This is a genomic window from Paenibacillus sp. 05T425, from assembly GCF_056396205.1.
The window spans coordinates 753,438-770,292 of record NZ_JBFTLA010000001.1 but is presented as its reverse complement, the minus strand read 5'-3'; the positions used below and the strand labels follow the sequence as shown (position 1 = coordinate 770,292).

Here is a 16,855-nt window from a genome sequence, read left to right as displayed (position 1 = left end):
TAGAAATACATCTATTGGCTTGAAAGCGCTATCCCTATAATGAGGGGGTATGGAAGCTTTATGGTTTCCATAACCGAAATTAAAGGAGGATATTGATGCGCAACAAGTATGTCGTATGGTCACTGGTCGTCGCTTTGTTCTTATCCAGCTTTTCCCTCACGCTTGGACCGATTGCCCCGGTGACAGCTGCGGGAGGGCCGAACCTGACGCTGGGCAAGAGCGTGACGGCAAGCGGCCAATCGCAAACGTATGCACCGGAGCATGTGAAGGACGGCAATCAAGGCACGTATTGGGAAAGCTCAAACCAGGCGTTCCCGCAATGGATTCAAGTCGATTTGGGGGCGAGTACAAGCATAGACCAGATCGTGCTGAAGATTCCCGCGACATGGGAAACACGTTCGCAGACGCTGTCCGTCGATGGAAGCACGAACGGTTCATCGTTCTCGAACATCGTAGGATCGGCGAGCTATACGTTTAACCCATCGGTGGCAAGCAATTCAGTTACGGTCAACTTCTCCGCGACGATCACCCGTTATGTCAGGCTCGTCGTAACGGCAAATACGGGCTGGCCGGCCGCGCAGCTATCGGAACTCGAAATTTACGGCTCGGGCATTACGCCGACGCCTACTCCGACCGTGTCGCCGACGCCGACGCCGACAAGCGGCGCGTATCAAGCGGAGTCAGCCTCCTTGACAGGAGGAGCCAAAGCGAATACGGATCATGTCGGCTACTCCGGAACGGGTTTTGTTGACGGTTACTGGACGCAAGGAGCAGCGACGACTTTTACGGTAGCAGCCGGGTCAGCGGGCAGTCACAACGTAACGCTGAAGTATGCTAACGCTTCCGGCAGCTCGAAGACGGTCAGCATCTACGTCAACGGGACGAAAATTCGCCAAACCTCGTTGCCGAATCTTGCGAACTGGGATACTTGGAGCAATAAAGAAGAAACGCTAACGCTGAATGCTGGAAACAATACGATCGCGTACATATACGACGCGGGCGATTCCGGCAATGTGAATCTGGATCAAATTACAGTAACGGCAACAACTTCCTCAACACCAACACCAACACCGACACCAACGCCAACACCGACACCGACACCGACACCGACACCGACACCGACACCGACACCAACACCGACACCAACACCAACACCGACACCGACACCAACAACGTCTCCAAGCAGTAACATCGCCATAGGTAAGCCGATCAATGCCTCTTCCAGCGTATTTACCTACGTGGCGGCCAACGCCAACGATAACAGCACCGACACCTATTGGGAGGGCGGCGGCAATCCGAGCACGTTGACGCTCGATCTTGGCACGAACCACAATCTGACATCGATCGTACTGAAGCTGAACCCGGCCTCGGTATGGGCAACGCGCACTCAGACCATTCAGGTACTAGGCCACGACCAGAGCACGACTGCCTTCAGCAATCTTGTTTCGTCCCAGACGTACACGTTTAATCCGGCAACCGGCAATACGGTCACGATCCCGGTAACGGCAACCGTGAAGCGGATCCAGCTGTCGATTACGGGCAACACGGGCGCGTCTGCTGGCCAAATCGCGGAGTTTCAAGTATTCGGAGCGCCTGGTCCGAATCCCGATCTACTCGTAACGGGGATGACTTGGACGCCGTCCTCGCCGATCGAGACGAATGCCATCACGCTGAGCGCCACGGTCAAGAACACCGGCAACACCGGCTCTGCCGCGACGACGGTTAACTTCTACCTCGGCAACGAGCTGGCGGGTACGGCTCCGGTAGGTGCGCTGACAGCGGGTTCTTCGGCGACGGTAACCTTCAACGCAGGTGCCAAAACAGCCGCAAATTACCCTTTGAGCGCCAAAGTGGACGAGAACAACGCGGTCATCGAGCAGAACGAATCGAACAATAGCTATAACAATCCGACCGCTCTCGTCGTCGCGCCGGTAGCGAGCTCCGACCTCGTAGGAACGGTGTCTTGGACACCTAACACGCCGGTCGTAGGCAACTCGATCGCGTTCTCGGTCAACTTGAAAAACCTAGGCAGCATCGCTTCCGCAGGAGGCGCGCATGCCATAACGCTTTCCTTGAAAAATGCAGCGGGCTTTACGCTGCAAACGTTCAGCGGAACATACAACGGTACTCTGGCAGCTGGCGCATCCGTAAACGTGAATCTCACGGGTTCATGGACGGCAACAAGCGGCGCCTATACGGCTGCGTTGACGATTGCAGCCGACGCCAACGAATTGCCGGTGAAGCAAGCCAATAACAACAGCTCGTCTAGCCTGTCGGTTTATTCCGCGCGCGGAGCAAGCATGCCGTATACTCGGTATGACACCGACGATGCATCCCGCGGCGGCGGAGCAGCACTGCAGTCCGCACCGACGTTCGACCAAGCTCTGACAGCGTCGGAAGCTTCCGGACAAAAATACGTTTCCCTTCCTTCTAACGGCTCGTATGCGGAGTGGACGGTTAGACAAGGCGAAGGAGGAGCAGGCGTCACCATGCGGTTCACGATGCCGGACTCGTCAGACGGCATGGGATTGAACGGATCGCTCGATGTGTACGTGAACGGAGTCAAAGCCAAAACCGTTCCGCTCACTTCTTATTATAATTGGCAGTATTTCTCCAGCGATCACCCAGCCGACGCGCCGGGCGGGGGACGTCCGCTATTCCGCTTCGACGAAGTACATTGGAAGCTAGATACGCCGCTCGTGCCAGGCGACAAAATTCGCATTCAGAAGAGCAATGCCGACAGCCTGGAATACGGCGTCGACTTCCTGGAGATCGAACCCGTGCCGACTGCCATTGCCCGTCCTGCTGGCGCCGTTTCCGTAACGGATCACGGAGCCGTGGCGAACGACGGACTGGACGATCTGACAGCATTCAAAGCTGCGGTTACGGATGCTGTCAATTCCGGCAAAACGCTATACATTCCGGAAGGCACGTTCCATCTGGGCAACATGTGGGAAATCGGTTCCGCCAGCAATATGATCAACGACATTACGATAGTGGGCGCAGGCATCTGGCATACGAACATCCAATTTACGAATCCAAATTCCTCGTCGGGAGGCATTTCGTTCCGCGTACAGGGCAAGCTGGATTTCAGCAACATCTATATGAATTCGAAGCTTCGCTCGCGGTACGGGCAGCAAGCGGTATATAAAGCGTTCATGGATAATTTCGGAACGAACTCCAAAGTGCACAACGTATGGGTGGAGCACTTCGAATGCGGATTCTGGGTAGGGGATTACGCGCATACGCCAGCCATAATCGCAAGCGGACTGCTCATCGAGAACAGCAGAATTCGGAATAACCTCGCCGACGGCGTGAACTTTGCCCAAGGAACGAGCAATTCGACCGTTCGCAACAGCAGCTTGCGTAATAACGGAGACGATGCACTGGCCGTATGGACGAGTAACGTCAACGGCGCTCCTGCAGGCGTTAACAACACCTTCTCCTACAACACGATCGAGAACAACTGGCGCGCGGCGGCCATCGCGTTCTTCGGCGGCAGCGGCCACAAGGCGACCCACAACATGATCATCGATACCGTCGGCGGTTCCGGCATACGGATGAATACCGTATTCCCAGGCTACGACTTCCAAAATAATACGGGCATCCTGTTCTCGGACACGACGATCATTAACAGCGGCACCAGCCAAGACCTGTATAATGGCGAACGCGGGGCAATTGACCTGGAAGCATCCAACAGCTCGATCAAGAACGTCACTTTCACGAACATCGATATTTTGAACACCCAGCGCAGCGCAATCCAGTTCGGGTATGGAGGAGGTTTTCAGAACATCGTATTCAACAACATTAACATTAACGGAACGGGACTGGACGGCGTCACGACGTCGCGCTTCTCGTCACCGCACCCTGGCGCTGCCATCTATACGTACACGGGCAACGGTTCAGCCACGTTTAACAACTTGACGACGAGCAACATCGCGCATCCCAATCTGAACTTTATCCAGAACGGCTTCAATTTGACGTTTCAGTAAGCATAAACGGGCAAAAAAAATCCCTCCAAGCTACTTGGAGGAATCCTATTCGAAGTCTAAGGGGTCGTCGTTGAATCGTCTTCCGCATCCATTGGATCATCAGTCATGATAGGCTCATCGCCGGCAGGCGCATCGGTAATGGTTCCGTTATTATTGTTATTGTTCGTTCCATCAGCATTATTGTTGCAAGCCGCTGTTGAAAATACGAGCATAACGCTCAGGGCAGATACGAGCATGAATTTGGATAATTTGTTTAATTTGCTTTCGTTTGACATCGTTTTAATCCCCTCTCGGCTGGTAGTAGTGGTATTGCTTAATGAGTTGTTAAACGCCTAGCCGAAAGTTGAAACGAAATACCCGGTGAGAAATTTCTCATTTGAGGGGGGTGCCTTATCGGCGCCCCCTTTTTTTGCCATGCGATCAACTCTATTCCGCCGATGCACCGAATTCAGATAAACCCAGTAGCAGCAACGGTTTCGGAATTCGGATAACAGTCGGAAATGTGTCTATTGTGCCTACCGATGCGATCACCGTATAGTGTGGTTAGTCGACCCGGGCAGGGCAAGCTTGCGAAGGGCGGATGCAACAACCGAAGCTAGTCACAGGGAGAAGGAATGCATATGAATCGAAGTTCTACGCAAAGCAGCACACCATTAATACATGCAGGCAAGCGTCGTCGGATAGTAACAGGAGCCTGGAAGGATTACCAACTATATTTATTACTCATTCTCCCCATCGCGTATTTTGTTTTATTTAAGTACGTTCCGATGTACGGGGCAGCGATCGCTTTTCAGGATTACAGCATTTTTAAAGGCGTAACGGGAAGCGCTTGGGTCGGATTCGAGAATTTCCAGCAGTTGTTCGGAATGAGCCAGTTCTATCAGGTTGTCCGAAATACGCTGCTGCTTAACTTGCTTGATTTATTGTTTTCATTTCCGGCACCGATCCTGCTCGCTATTCTATTGCATGAGCTAAGGGTCGTCTGGTTCAAAAAAGCGGCTCAAACGATCCTGTATCTGCCTCATTTTATTTCGTGGATCATTATCGGCGGTCTCGTGTACCAAATGTTCGCGACAAACGGCGGCCTCGTCAACAATCTTCTCGCCGCGATTGGGTTTGATCCGATTCCTTTTTTGACCGATAAAAACAATTGGCTGCTCGTATACCTCGGAACGGGCATATGGCAAAGCGCCGGTTGGGGAACGATTATTTATTTAGCTGCGTTAACGGGCATTAATAAGGACTTGTATGAAGCGGCAGAGGTAGACGGGGCAGGCAGATTGAAAAAAATATGGCATATTACGCTGCCGGGCATCCGTTCAACGATTGTCGTTATGCTCATTATGCAGCTTGGCCATATTATGACAATAGGTTTCGAGCGTCCGTTCGTCATGAGCAATCCGCTCGTGATGGACTATGCGGAAGTAATAAGTACGTTCGTGTACAAGGTAGGTTTGCAATCGGCGCAGTTTTCGCTAGCTACGGCAATGGGCTTGTTCCAGGCATTGGTCGGACTGGTGTTCGTCGTCGGGGCGAATACGATTGCGAAGCGGTCCGGAGAACAAGGTCTATGGTAGGAGGTGCGGTATGAAAAGTGTCATTCAACAAAAACAGAAAGTATCCAAGCTGAGGCTCTCGGATGTCGTCATTATGTTGGTCGTCAGCGCGGCCTTAATCGTATGCCTCTTGCCGTTCCTGCATATTATCGCGATATCGTTAAGCTCCAAACCTTTCGTGTTATCGGGTCAAGTGACGATTTTCCCTCGAGGCTGGGACTTCCATGCCTATGAGATTGTGTTCACCGATACGAGAATGTTATGGTCGATGGGGCTTACGATCGTCCTGACGGTAACGTATACAATCATCAGTATGTTGATGAGCATAAGCGCGGCGTATCCGCTGACGAAGGATCGACTGAGAGGAAAAGCGTTCTTCATGCTGCTTATCGTGTTCACGATGTTTTTCAGCGGCGGATTGATTCCCGATTATTTGCTCGTCAAGGAGCTTGGGTTATTGGACAGCCTGCTCTCGCTCATCGTTCCGGGCATGATCAGCGCTTTTAACCTAATCATTCTGCGGACGTTCTTCTTATCGATTCCGGCCAGTCTGGAGGAGTCGGCGCAGCTTGACGGCTGCTCTCATATTGGAACGTTAATTCGCATCATTCTGCCGCTGTCGCTGCCGGTTATTGCAACGCTCAGCTTGTTCTATGCGGTTTCCCGGTGGAACGGATATATGGATGCGCTCTTCTACATTACGGACTCGGAATTGTATCCGATCCAGCTGAAGCTGTACCAGATCGTCATGAACAGCATGGTAACGGACTTGACGGCTCAGGAGGGGGCGGCTCAGCTCGATGTCGTTCCGGAGGGCATCAAGGCGGCCAGCATCATGTTCGCTACGACGCCGATTCTAATCGTTTATCCGTGGCTGCAGCGGTATTTTGTATCCGGCGTCATGATCGGTGCGGTTAAAGGCTAGTTGATTCTATAACGATCGGTTATCCTTCTGCTTAGGCAGAGTTGTATAACATAGAGGAAAGTCGAAACGATACGTAAAGGGGAGCTAGAACATGAAGGCGAAGCAAAGGAAATGGTTACTCATATTGACCGTCGTAATGCTGCTTGCAAGTATGTTGTCCGCCTGCTCGAAGCCTGCTAATGAAGACAATTCCAAACAGACAGGTAACGAAGGAAGCAGTGGAAGCAAAGAGCCCGTTACCCTGAAGGTGGAAGTGTTCGACCGCGGCAACGCACCGGCTGGAGCGGGACCTGTAACCGATAACTTCTGGACGCAATGGATTCAGAAAAACTTCGGCGATCCGAACAATATTAAGCTGGAGTTCGTGCCGGTGCCGCGGAACCAAGAGGTAGATAAGCTGAACGTGCTCATGTCGACCGGCGACGCTCCCGATCTTGTGTTTACTTACGACATGAATACGATTTACAATTATGTGAAAGACGGCGGGTTGACAGAGCTTGACGGGCTCATCGCAGACAACGCCCCGAACCTGAAGAAGTTTCTCGGCGACGAGGTATTAAGCTACGGCATATTCGAAGGCAAGCAATATACGATTCCAGCTAAGCGAACGCTGCAGTTCACGCAGTCATCCTACATTCGCAAAGACTGGCTCGACAAGCTGGGACTGCCGGTTCCAACGACGACCGAGCAATTCTACGAAACCATGAAAGCGTTTAAGGAAAAGGACCCAGGCCAAACAGGCGGCAGAACCATTCCTTATTCCTTCAGTGCGATGAACGGTACGACCATAACGAGCCCAGGCGTTCTGATCAGCTCGTTCGTAAAGGATATGACGGAAGAAGACTTCTACGCGTTGTCTTCGGCGAACTACATCCCCGAACTGACGAAGCCCGGCTACAAAGAGGGCGTGCAGTTCATGAACAAAATGTATACAGAGGGCCTTATCAATCCGGACTTCGCGCTCGACAAGGACGGCAAGCAATTCGAAAGCGACGTGTCGAACGGCTATGTCGGCGCCTTCACCGCGCTGGCCGCCCATCCGACCTTAATGCAGAGCGGCAACGTATTCGATACGCTTAAGAAGAACGTACCAGGTGCGGAATATATCGCAATCGATCCGTTCACGAATGAAGCGGGCAAGTCGCCGAAAGCGATCTACGACCCGACGGGTATTCATATCATGATTCCGAAGACGAGCAAGCATGCGGCGGAAGCGATCAAATATTTGGACTGGATGTCGCAGCCGGACGTATTGTTCGCGCTCACGAACGGGTTCGAAGGACAGCATTATACGCTAGAGAACGATATTCCGAAAGCCATTACGACGGACGAAGCGAAGCAAACGTTCTACAATAACAGCGATTTGGCGATCGTCATTAACGGCAAAGATTTCGGTTCACAGGAAAAAAATATCGAAGTCGTCTCGCTATCCTTCCCGGATTATACCGAGCTGGCTAAGCAAACGATCATCAACGCGCTCAAAGACGGCTATACGCTGCCGCGCTTCGATCGCCCGATCGAATCCGAGATCAAATACGCCAAGACGCTGAAGGATAAGGGAGAAGAGACGCTGGTGAAGAGCATTTTGGCTAAACCGGATCAATTCGACAAGGTGTTCGAGTCCAACGTCGAGGAGTTTCTGAAGCTGGGCGGCCAAGAGGTTATCGATGAACGAAGAACGGCTTATAAGGAAATGAACAACTAAACGCGAAAGGCGGACAAACCCCATCCATATCATGGGGTTTGTCCATATTTGCAACGAGAGAAGGATGGGGCTTTATGAAAGTCAACAACAACTACATTAAAAGGATGCTGCTCTCATACCTCCCCATTCTGCTCGTCACGATCAGCATGCTTATCTTTGTTTTTTTCTCCGTTATTAACCAGCTGCATGTTCGCAATGCGATTCAGGCGAATGATCTGACCGCCGACTACGTCGCCAATATGGTGGACAGCTCGCTCAAAGGCATTTCCTTCGACGCGCAGAAGATGATCGAGGACGGCGGAGATATGCAGCGTTTTCTCGACGGTCCTTCGGACCGGGCGACGGACTTCGACGCTTCCAACTTGCTGAGCAATCTCATGGTTCGCTACGGGCTGATCGACTCCGTCTATTTGTACCGCGCGAAGGATGGCAAGGTGCTCGACCAGAGCACGATTCGCCCGCTGGCGCAATTTCCCGACCAAGCATATTTCCGCAGCGTGCTGGAGCAGCCTTATACAGGTGTATGGTCCTCGCCTAGGGTGAAGGAGAGCGAAGGGCACAATGAGGTTCGCGTCAGCTCCTTGGGCTTCAAAATTCCGCGCGATTCCGGAAGCCTCGGTTATGTGATCGTTAATGTCAAAATTTCTTCGCTTGAATCGTTCATTGGACAGATGATCGACCCTGCTATTACGGAAGCGGAGTTGTTCGACGCCGGGGGGCAGTCTTTCTTCGAAGGCGAGCGGCAGGCGCCGTCGCATAACCGGCTTAGCGCGGACATCGTCTCTGATTATACGGGCTGGACGTACCGTATCGGTATTAAAGGCGGACAGCTATTCGATTTTTTATTTCACGGCAGTACAGTATGGATCCTTCTTGGTCTTAGCGCCATCGTGTTCGCGATTGGGTCGACCCTCTATGTGACGCGCAGGAATTATAAGCCGATCGAATCGATCATGCATCGAATCGAGCGTTTCTCGTCATCCGTTAAGGCAGGCGATCTCAAAGAGAGAGAAAATGAATTTTCCTTTATCGATCAGGCGATCGAGCGTTTAATTACGAACAATATGGTCTTTCAAGAACAACAGCAGGAGCACCTGGTTATTCGAAGACAGCAGTTTCTGCAGCTTTTGCTCAAAGGGGAATATGAAGGCGAACGCGAGGAATGGGCACAGGAGTGGGAGTTCTACGGACTCGGTGCGGGCAAATTCATCGTATCGCTCGTGGAACTCGATCATTACGGACAATTCGCCATGAAATACAGTCCGAACGATCAATCGTTGTTCAAGTTTATCGTCAGCAGCGTTGCGGTCGAGATCGCCGAGCAGAACGGCCTTCGCATCGTGGCGGAGTGGATCGCGAAAAACCAGCTTGTCGTTTTGCTAATATCGAACGAAAGCGGAGCGTTGGAACACAAAATGCTGCAGCTATCCGAGCAGATCCGTACGTGGGTGGAGAGCCATCTTGACTTCACGGTCACGATCGGAGTCGGATCGCCTGTGGAGGACGAATCAGGCATAGGCGGCTCGTTCGACGACGCAACGGCGGCTGTGAGCCGCAAAGTGTCCTTCGGCGTGAATCAAATTATCGATTCGGTCGAAGTTAAGGGCAAGTCGGACAGCGAATGGTTTGCCTACTTGGAAATGATCCGTACTATCGTTCGACAGCTTCGCATGTCGGAGGAAGAATGGCATAACGAGCTGAAGAGACTGTTCGGCGAAATGGCGGTCCATCGACTGCGCAAGGATGACGTCGATCGTCTGCTGGACTATCTTGTTTTTCATCTGGAATACGAACTGGAAGGCGCGCTTCCCGAAGTGGTTAAGCTATGGCTGCAAGAAACGAAGCCGGCAATGCTCGCTGATATGGCGCAGTGCGATACGCTTAAGCAGCTTGAAGACGGCTTTGTTGCTTCGCTAACCGGGCTCTCGCAGCATATGGAGGAGCTTTCGCAGAGCAGGCGCCACAATGTGCTCATGAGAGAAATTCGCGATTACGTCGCGGAGCATTTCATGGACCCGAACCTTTCGCTTACGCTTCTAAGCGACAGGTTCCAGATCAGCTCCAAATATTTGAGCCAGCTGTTCAAAGAAAGCATTGGCCAGAACTTCAGCGATTTTCTCATCGGACTTCGGATCGATTACGCCAAGCGGCTGCTGAGGGACTCGGACGTTACGGTGCAGGACATCTCGGACATGTTGGGGTATGCCAATCCAACGTCATTCATAAGAGTGTTCAAGAAAGTGGTCGGTTTGTCTCCGGGACAATATCGGGATTCGCAAATGAAGGGCACGGAACTAAACTAGGGCGATGGACGAAAGGGTGTTGGAGAAGTGAAGCAACATGCAGTTGGCCAGATAACGTTAAAGGGGAAGGTGCGCATTCAGGCTATTTCCTTGCTGACTGCGCCGGTCCGGCATGCGCTCCGGATGCTGGCAAGAGACTTCGAAGCGGTATTGGGGGAGAAACCCGAGATTGTAGAGGCGGACAATAGCAACGATACAGCGTCCCTTACGATTAGATATGCAGAGGAACGGGACCGCTGCGCGCAGCGTGCCGAAGCATTCTGTTTCCGAGTTCACGAGGATAACGGCAAAACAAGTATAAGCATTATTGGCTATGACGAGCTTGGAATCGTATACGGCATTTTGGAGTTTAGCCGAATCTATCTCGGCATTGAGCCATTCTGGTATTGGATTGATCAACCTATCAATCAGAAGGATGAAATCACTATTCCGTGCAGCGATTATGACGCTCCTGAGCCAAAGGTTCGTTACCGCGGCTGGTTCGTGAACGACGAAGTGTGCTTGATTGGTTGGAAAGACGCGTATCCGCCTTCGAGCGAAGTATGGGAGCCCGTCTTCGAAGCGCTGCTCCGCTGCGGAGGCAATATGGTCATTCCGGGTACGGACTTGCCGCGGGACGGCATCCATTACAAGCTTGCCGCCGAGATGGGTCTATGGGTCACGCATCATCATGCCGAGCCGCTGGGCGCCGAGATGTTCTTGCGCGCATTCCCCGGAAGAACGGCAAGTTACCAGCAGGCGCCGGAGCTGTTCGAACGCTTATGGCAGGAAGCCATCGATGAGCAAAAGGATAGGAAGGTTTTATGGGTGTTGTCGTTCCGGGGCCAAGGCGACGCACCTTTCTGGATGAACGACCCCTCCTTCGATACTTCGGAGAAACGCGGCGCCATGATCAGCAAAGTGATTCGTAAGCAGTATGACATGATTAGAGAAGCAATCCAGAATCCGCCCTGTTGCGTTGCCTTGTACGGGGAGATAGCCGAGCTGTACAAGGGCGGGTACGTGCAGCTTCCCGATGATGTCATTAAAATATGGGCCGACAATGGTTACGGCAAGATGGTGTCCCGGAGGCATAACAATCAGAACCATCGCGTCGACGCGCTCCCTGCGGAAGATGACGGGGGCAAGCACGGTCTGTATTATCACGTGACGTTCCACGATTTGCAAGCTTCCAATCATTTGACGATGTATCCGGGCTCGGCTAGCTTTCTCAAGGGGGAGATCGAGACGGCTTTCGCAGCAGGGGCGGACGAATATTTGCTGCTCAACTGCGGCAACATTCGGCCTCATGTCTACTCGTTGGATATGATAAGAGAGCTGTGGAGTACAGGAACGATCGATTCCCAGCAGCATTTGAACCAATTCGTGAGCCGCTACTATGCCGGACATCACGAAGAACTGGCGGAGCTGTACCTGCGCTATGCGGAAGCGGCTATTCCATATGGTCCGCATGGGGACGACTTGGCTGGGGACGAATATTATCATCATCCGGCTAGGCAAATCATCGGTCACTGGCTGCAAGGAAGAGAGAAGCAATCGGATTCGAGACAGTTCTGGGCCGTTGGCGACGTTCCTTTTGCGGAGCAGGTGAAGCGCTTCGAAGAGAAGCTGGAGCTCGGGATGAAGACGTGGGGAGCGTGGCTTAAGCGCTGCGATGAGGTTCTGGCACAGCTGGAGCCAGCCGATCAGCGCAGGGCGCGCGACCAGCTTCGGTTTCATGGAGCGCTGCATTTGTCAGGCTGCGAAGGCTTCTATTGGTTATGCCGATCCTACAGAGCATTCAGCGAGCAACGTTATCCGCAAGCGTTCGTCTACGCCTCGGAATCGATGTGGCGTTATGCGGAAGGGCTCGATGCATTGCGAGATTCCGAGCATGGAAAGTGGGGGCGCTTCTACGAGGCGGACTGGCTGACAAACATTCAGAGCACGGTGCAAAATGTAGATACGCTGCGGCGCTTCATCCGCATGCACGGCGACAGCCCGGATTTCTTCCTCTGGTACAAGGAATATTTGATGCCGGAAACGGAGAAATACATTTACTTGGAAAATACGCATCGCAATCCATTGTCCGACGACGAGCTGGCACAACGGCTAAAGTCATATTTCGCGTAATCAACGTTTGTAACTGTTTGCCGTAAAAGCGTGAGGAGATTGTGCCTCTTTCATATTTAGGACTTTTTCAGGGGCCTCCTATAACGGGCCTCTCTTTATTTATTGCTTTACTTTTATTCCCCGCATGGTGCTATGCTTATTACAGAAGCTTAACGTATACTGCATTTTGCCAGGAGGATTACAATTGAATCATCATTTATGGTTGAATAACATTTCCCCCTTTGTTCGAACAGGAAGAATGATGAAGTCGCACTCTTTAACGGGAGAGTGGATGGATCATGATCATGTCTATACTTATATCGAGCAAGGAGAAGCGGAATTCATTCTTAGTGGCGTTAAATATGAAGTAGGTGAAGGAGATGTGATCGTCATGCATCCGATGATGTCTCATCTTATCCGATCTACATCAGACCTTCCCCTTATTCAATATATTTTTCATTTTGATTTGTTCTATGACGAAAACAGGAGTCAATTGAAGAGCACAAGCGCAGCTCATTTTCGAAGGGATGATATTTTGTCTAAAGAAATGAGCTTGGCTGATATACATCCTGTAGCTCATTTGAAGCTAGCGGATCGAATGGAATGCAAGAAGCGATTTTTACAATTGCAACAGGAAATAACTAGCCCCGTCCAAGAAAATATACTGCTAGTTAAATCGCTTTGTCTGGAGCTGTTGCATTTATTTTTCAAAAACCAGTCTGAACATAATCAAAGTAAAGGGAAAATGACCAAAGGCTGGCCGGCGATTGAGAAAGCCATCGTGTGTATGAATCAACGTTATCATGATCCTCAGCTAAATAATGAGGATGTGAGCAACTATGCAGGCGTAACGCCTAATCACTTGTCGTATTTGTTTAAAAACCAGCTTGGCATAACCGTATATAATTATTTGAAGCATGTCAGGATCGAACAGGCAAAGCTCCATATTTTATCGGGTAATAAGTCGATTACAGAGATTGCGGAAGAGGTCGGCTTCTCTAGCGTTCACTTATTTAGCCGCTCCTTCAAGGAGCATGTTGGAATCACGCCAAGCAAGTATGCCGCATCACAGTCAACAAACATGAAGACCGCGCATTAAGCTTGCATTGCAACAAAAGGTGTCTGTATCTTCCTTCGTTTAAGGGGGTGCAGGCACCTTTTTTGTATTTGGAAGCGAATCTCGGATTCGTAGTCACAGACAAAAAATCATTTTTGCAGGCAAAGACATTCTGCTTGCAAGGGTTTACATTAATAGGGAAATAACGATGAGGAGTGAACGTGAATGAATAATAGAAAAATTATGTTCGTAAGTCCTTGGCAAGTAGACACGATAGAGGAACCATTCGAAGCAAGAAAACCAGGAAAAGGCGAAGCTCTTGTTCAATTAATTTATTCGTTAATTAGCCCCGGCACAGAGCTTGCGATGTTGTCTGGCAAGGAGAGCTGGGCACCGCATCCTGTATGTCCCGGTTACGCCAGCGTCAGCCGTATCGTGGAGGTAGGGGAGGATGTAACCGATTTCCGCAAGGGTGATACCGTGTTCCATTATGGAAGCCATCAGGAATACCAATATGTAGGCACGAAAGATGTGTTTATAAAAGTGCCTGAGGGTCTCGATCTAAGATGGGTTCCTTTTACCCGTATGGCAACGGTAGCTATGACCTCCGTGCGGGTTTCCAATATTGAGCTGGGCGATTATATAAGCGTATCCGGATTGGGCCTTGTCGGTAATCTGGCGGCACAGCTGGCTCGCTTGCAAGGGGCGACGGTTATCGGTGTTGATCTTGCTAAGGAACGACTAAATACAGCTCGTGCATGTGGATTAGATTATCCGCTAAACGGGTCAGAAGAAAATGCTAGAGATCGAATTATGGAGATTACCGGCGGTAAAGGCGTGTCCACGCATATTGAGGCAACCGGCGTACCAAAGGTTGCTGTAGATAGCTTGAGTTATATCGGCTCCTTAGGGGAAATCGTATTTTTAGGCAGTCCGCGAGGAGAGTACAACGCAGATGTCACGCATGTGCTGAACCATTGCCACTTGTACAACCTTGGCTGTATTACGTTCAAGGGCGCTCATGAGTGGCGTTACCCGACGGGACCGAATCCGTTTGTTAAGCATTCCCTAGTAAGAAATTCGCATATTGTCTTTGATCTTATGAAGCAGAATCGATTGAAAATTGAACCACTAATTAGTCATGTTATTAAGCCGGATCAAGCGCCAGATGCTTATGAGGGATTGAGAAATAATAAAGATCAGTATAATGGCGTATTATTTGACTGGTCATAAGGAGGGAGAAGCAGATATGCTTAGAGGCTTAACCCGCGCGGGTGTTGGATTGATTGGATCGGATGAGGATTACATTCGTAAGGCTGCAAAGTATGGCTTTCAGTCTGTAGACCTTAACCCTGTAGATTTGATTAAAGTGTATGGTCTAGAAGGGGCCGTTCAATTACTAGAGAGCAATGGAGTAGTCATTGGGTCCTTTGATCTCCATGTGGATTGGCGTTCATCCGAGGAGCAATTTGTAGAAGGACTGCCTTCATTAGTGGAAGCGGCGGCGGCAGCGGCTTCATTGCGCTGTTTTACCTGCTGCACCTACATTTTGCCTGCAACCAATGAGCCGGCGGCATCCTTTATGATTGCGGCAACCAGGAGACTGCGAATCGTAGCAGATATTTTAGGGGCTTACGGAATTTCATTAGGATTAGAGTTTGTAGGCAGTCATCACTTGCGCACCCAATGGACGAATCCGACGATTTGGAGCATGAAGGATACGCTTAGCTGGACCCAGGCGATTGGGTCTCAAAATGTGGGGTTGCTGCTCGATTCCTACCATTGGCATACGAATGGCCTATCAACCGGTGATCTATTGAAACTAAAGCCGCAACAAATTGTTCATGTCCATATTAATGATGCGAAGGACTTGCCTATCGAACAGGTAATCGACAACGATCGTGTATATCCGGGAGAAGGAGTAATTGATCTGAGAGGGTTCATCTCTAGCCTGCAAAGCATTGGTTACCGGGGAATCATTGCGCAGGAGGTCATATCTCCATCCGTAGATCAAAGCTCAGATGTTTTGCTTGCTAGATCTCAGGCGGGATTTGATAAGGTGTTTGGTGAGGTAAGCGTAATTTAGGACAAGGAGATTGGTATATGTCTGATTTTAAAGGAAAGATAGCCGTGCACGCCATTACATGGGGAGAAAATCATCTTCAAGCGATGAAAGATATTTCAGAGCTTGGCTATCGGGCGATTGAACCGTGGGCGTCGTTTGTATATCGCTATGAGGATAATATTGAAGCTTATCACGAGCTATTAGATCAGCATAATCTTGTGTTAACAGGTTTGTATGGTGGGGCTTCATTTGGCACGGACAAACGCTTTGGCAATGTAAGTGTTCGACAAGAGCTTATTGACGATAATGTTCGATTGGCAAAGCTCATTGCCAAATGCAACGCGGATATATTAGTACTGGGACCGGGGGGAACGGGAGAGCTTCCTTCTACTACAGAGGAGCTTAAGATCATGGCCGATACGATTAACGAAACGGCTAAGGCAACGTATCAGCTGGGTATCAAATCTGCTCTTCATCCACATTTATGGACCGAAATTCAGTATGAGAAAGATATAGATGCGTTAATGGAGCTATTCGTGCCTGAAGTGTTTTTTGCTCCCGATACCGCGCAGCTGCTTGGAGCGGGAATGGATCCTGCAGCGGTCATTCGCCGTTATCAAGATAGAGTAGCTTATCTGCATCTAAAGGATTTGACGATTCAAACTCAGAATACGGAAGGAATAGATGCAGAGAGCAATCAGCAGCCCTTCTTCTGTGAGCTTGGTTTAGGTTCTGTTGATTTCGATAGCGTGTTCAAGGCGCTTAATGACATTCATTATGAGGGCTGGGTAACCGTTGAGGTTGACCAATCTCGCCATACACCAAGGCAAAGCTTAGAAATTTGTCGTCAGTATCTGGAAGAGAAGCTGTAAACGAGCGCGAGAAGGGTAGGCCGACCTAATTTGTAATTGTCCTCTGTAGAGAAATACGAAGCGGTTATTGAAGCTTATAATCGTGAAGCGAAGGCTCTGTCCGACGAGCAAATGGCGGAAGAAATCAACGGCTTCGGACGAATGACGCCGCGCGGCAAGTTCCTGCGTAAGCTCCTTGACCATGAAACGCATCACCGCGGCCAAATGACCGTGTTGCTTCGTCAAGCGGGCCTCGCGGTACCGGGTGTGCTCGGGCCAACGAGAGAAATGCAATTGAAATAAGGACGAC

At 50.6% G+C, this 16,855-nt stretch carries 12 protein-coding genes; 11 read left to right on the top strand and 1 reads right to left on the bottom strand.

Going from position 1 to position 16,855, the window contains the following annotated elements:
* The first annotated feature begins 95 nt into the window (after window positions 1–95).
* The gene (locus AC1DF0_RS03220) at window positions 96–3,992 is read left to right on the top strand and encodes a discoidin domain-containing protein (RefSeq protein WP_477573048.1); all 3,897 of its coding nucleotides are present in this window, start codon (window positions 96–98) and stop codon (window positions 3,990–3,992) included.
* 56 nt (window positions 3,993–4,048) lie between these two features.
* Here the strand turns inward: AC1DF0_RS03220 and AC1DF0_RS03215 are convergent, their stop codons facing one another.
* Entirely contained in the window at window positions 4,049–4,267 is a 219-nt protein-coding gene (locus tag AC1DF0_RS03215; RefSeq protein ID WP_477573047.1) for a hypothetical protein, read from the bottom strand.
* A gap of 345 nt (window positions 4,268–4,612) precedes the next feature.
* On the opposite strand from AC1DF0_RS03215, the gene AC1DF0_RS03210 reads away from it, so the two are divergent.
* From AC1DF0_RS03210 to AC1DF0_RS03165, 10 genes are all read left to right on the top strand, one after another.
* Window positions 4,613–5,569: an ABC transporter permease gene (locus tag AC1DF0_RS03210; protein WP_442050671.1), complete on the top strand. Its 957-nt coding sequence runs from the start codon at window positions 4,613–4,615 to the stop codon at window positions 5,567–5,569.
* A gap of 10 nt (window positions 5,570–5,579) precedes the next feature.
* The gene (locus tag AC1DF0_RS03205) at window positions 5,580–6,473 is read left to right on the top strand and encodes a carbohydrate ABC transporter permease (protein WP_477573046.1); all 894 of its coding nucleotides are present in this window, start codon (window positions 5,580–5,582) and stop codon (window positions 6,471–6,473) included.
* Between the two features lie 91 nt (window positions 6,474–6,564).
* Window positions 6,565–8,178, top strand: a complete 1,614-nt coding sequence (locus AC1DF0_RS03200) for an extracellular solute-binding protein (RefSeq protein WP_477573045.1) — start codon at window positions 6,565–6,567, stop codon at window positions 8,176–8,178.
* A gap of 74 nt (window positions 8,179–8,252) precedes the next feature.
* Window positions 8,253–10,481, top strand: a complete 2,229-nt coding sequence (locus tag AC1DF0_RS03195) for a helix-turn-helix domain-containing protein (protein ID WP_477573044.1) — start codon at window positions 8,253–8,255, stop codon at window positions 10,479–10,481.
* A 27-nt stretch (window positions 10,482–10,508) separates the two neighbouring features.
* Window positions 10,509–12,593 (top strand): glycosyl hydrolase 115 family protein, encoded by a 2,085-nt coding sequence (locus AC1DF0_RS03190; protein ID WP_477573043.1) that lies wholly within the window; start codon window positions 10,509–10,511, stop codon window positions 12,591–12,593.
* Between the two features lie 184 nt (window positions 12,594–12,777).
* Entirely contained in the window at window positions 12,778–13,671 is an 894-nt protein-coding gene (locus AC1DF0_RS03185) for an AraC family transcriptional regulator (RefSeq protein ID WP_477573042.1), read from the top strand.
* Between the two features lie 183 nt (window positions 13,672–13,854).
* On the top strand, window positions 13,855–14,862 hold the full coding sequence (locus AC1DF0_RS03180; protein ID WP_477573041.1) for a zinc-dependent alcohol dehydrogenase: 1,008 nt from the start codon (window positions 13,855–13,857) through the stop codon (window positions 14,860–14,862).
* A 16-nt stretch (window positions 14,863–14,878) separates the two neighbouring features.
* Window positions 14,879–15,715 carry a sugar phosphate isomerase/epimerase family protein gene (locus AC1DF0_RS03175; protein WP_477573040.1) on the top strand — a complete coding sequence of 279 codons (837 nt, stop codon included), beginning with the start codon at window positions 14,879–14,881 and terminating at the stop codon, window positions 15,713–15,715.
* Between the two features lie 17 nt (window positions 15,716–15,732).
* The gene (locus AC1DF0_RS03170; protein ID WP_442050663.1) at window positions 15,733–16,566 is read left to right on the top strand and encodes a sugar phosphate isomerase/epimerase family protein; all 834 of its coding nucleotides are present in this window, start codon (window positions 15,733–15,735) and stop codon (window positions 16,564–16,566) included.
* Between the two features lie 36 nt (window positions 16,567–16,602).
* The gene (locus tag AC1DF0_RS03165) at window positions 16,603–16,848 is read left to right on the top strand and encodes a DinB family protein (protein ID WP_442050662.1); all 246 of its coding nucleotides are present in this window, start codon (window positions 16,603–16,605) and stop codon (window positions 16,846–16,848) included.
* Window positions 16,849–16,855 lie beyond the last annotated feature (7 nt).

Excerpts from the sequence above, each read along its gene's own strand:
- AC1DF0_RS03180 (WP_477573041.1), top strand. The coding sequence starts at position 13,855 with ATGAATAATAGAAAAATTATGTTCGTAAGTCCTTGGCAAGTAGACACG.
- AC1DF0_RS03215 (WP_477573047.1), bottom strand. The coding sequence starts at position 4,267 with ATGTCAAACGAAAGCAAATTAAACAAATTATCCAAATTCATGCTCGTA.
- AC1DF0_RS03205 (WP_477573046.1), top strand. The coding sequence starts at position 5,580 with ATGAAAAGTGTCATTCAACAAAAACAGAAAGTATCCAAGCTGAGGCTC.
- AC1DF0_RS03220 (WP_477573048.1), top strand. The coding sequence starts at position 96 with ATGCGCAACAAGTATGTCGTATGGTCACTGGTCGTCGCTTTGTTCTTA.
- AC1DF0_RS03175 (WP_477573040.1), top strand. The coding sequence starts at position 14,879 with ATGCTTAGAGGCTTAACCCGCGCGGGTGTTGGATTGATTGGATCGGAT.
- AC1DF0_RS03170 (WP_442050663.1), top strand. The coding sequence starts at position 15,733 with ATGTCTGATTTTAAAGGAAAGATAGCCGTGCACGCCATTACATGGGGA.
- AC1DF0_RS03210 (WP_442050671.1), top strand. The coding sequence starts at position 4,613 with ATGAATCGAAGTTCTACGCAAAGCAGCACACCATTAATACATGCAGGC.
- AC1DF0_RS03195 (WP_477573044.1), top strand. The coding sequence starts at position 8,253 with ATGAAAGTCAACAACAACTACATTAAAAGGATGCTGCTCTCATACCTC.
- AC1DF0_RS03200 (WP_477573045.1), top strand. The coding sequence starts at position 6,565 with ATGAAGGCGAAGCAAAGGAAATGGTTACTCATATTGACCGTCGTAATG.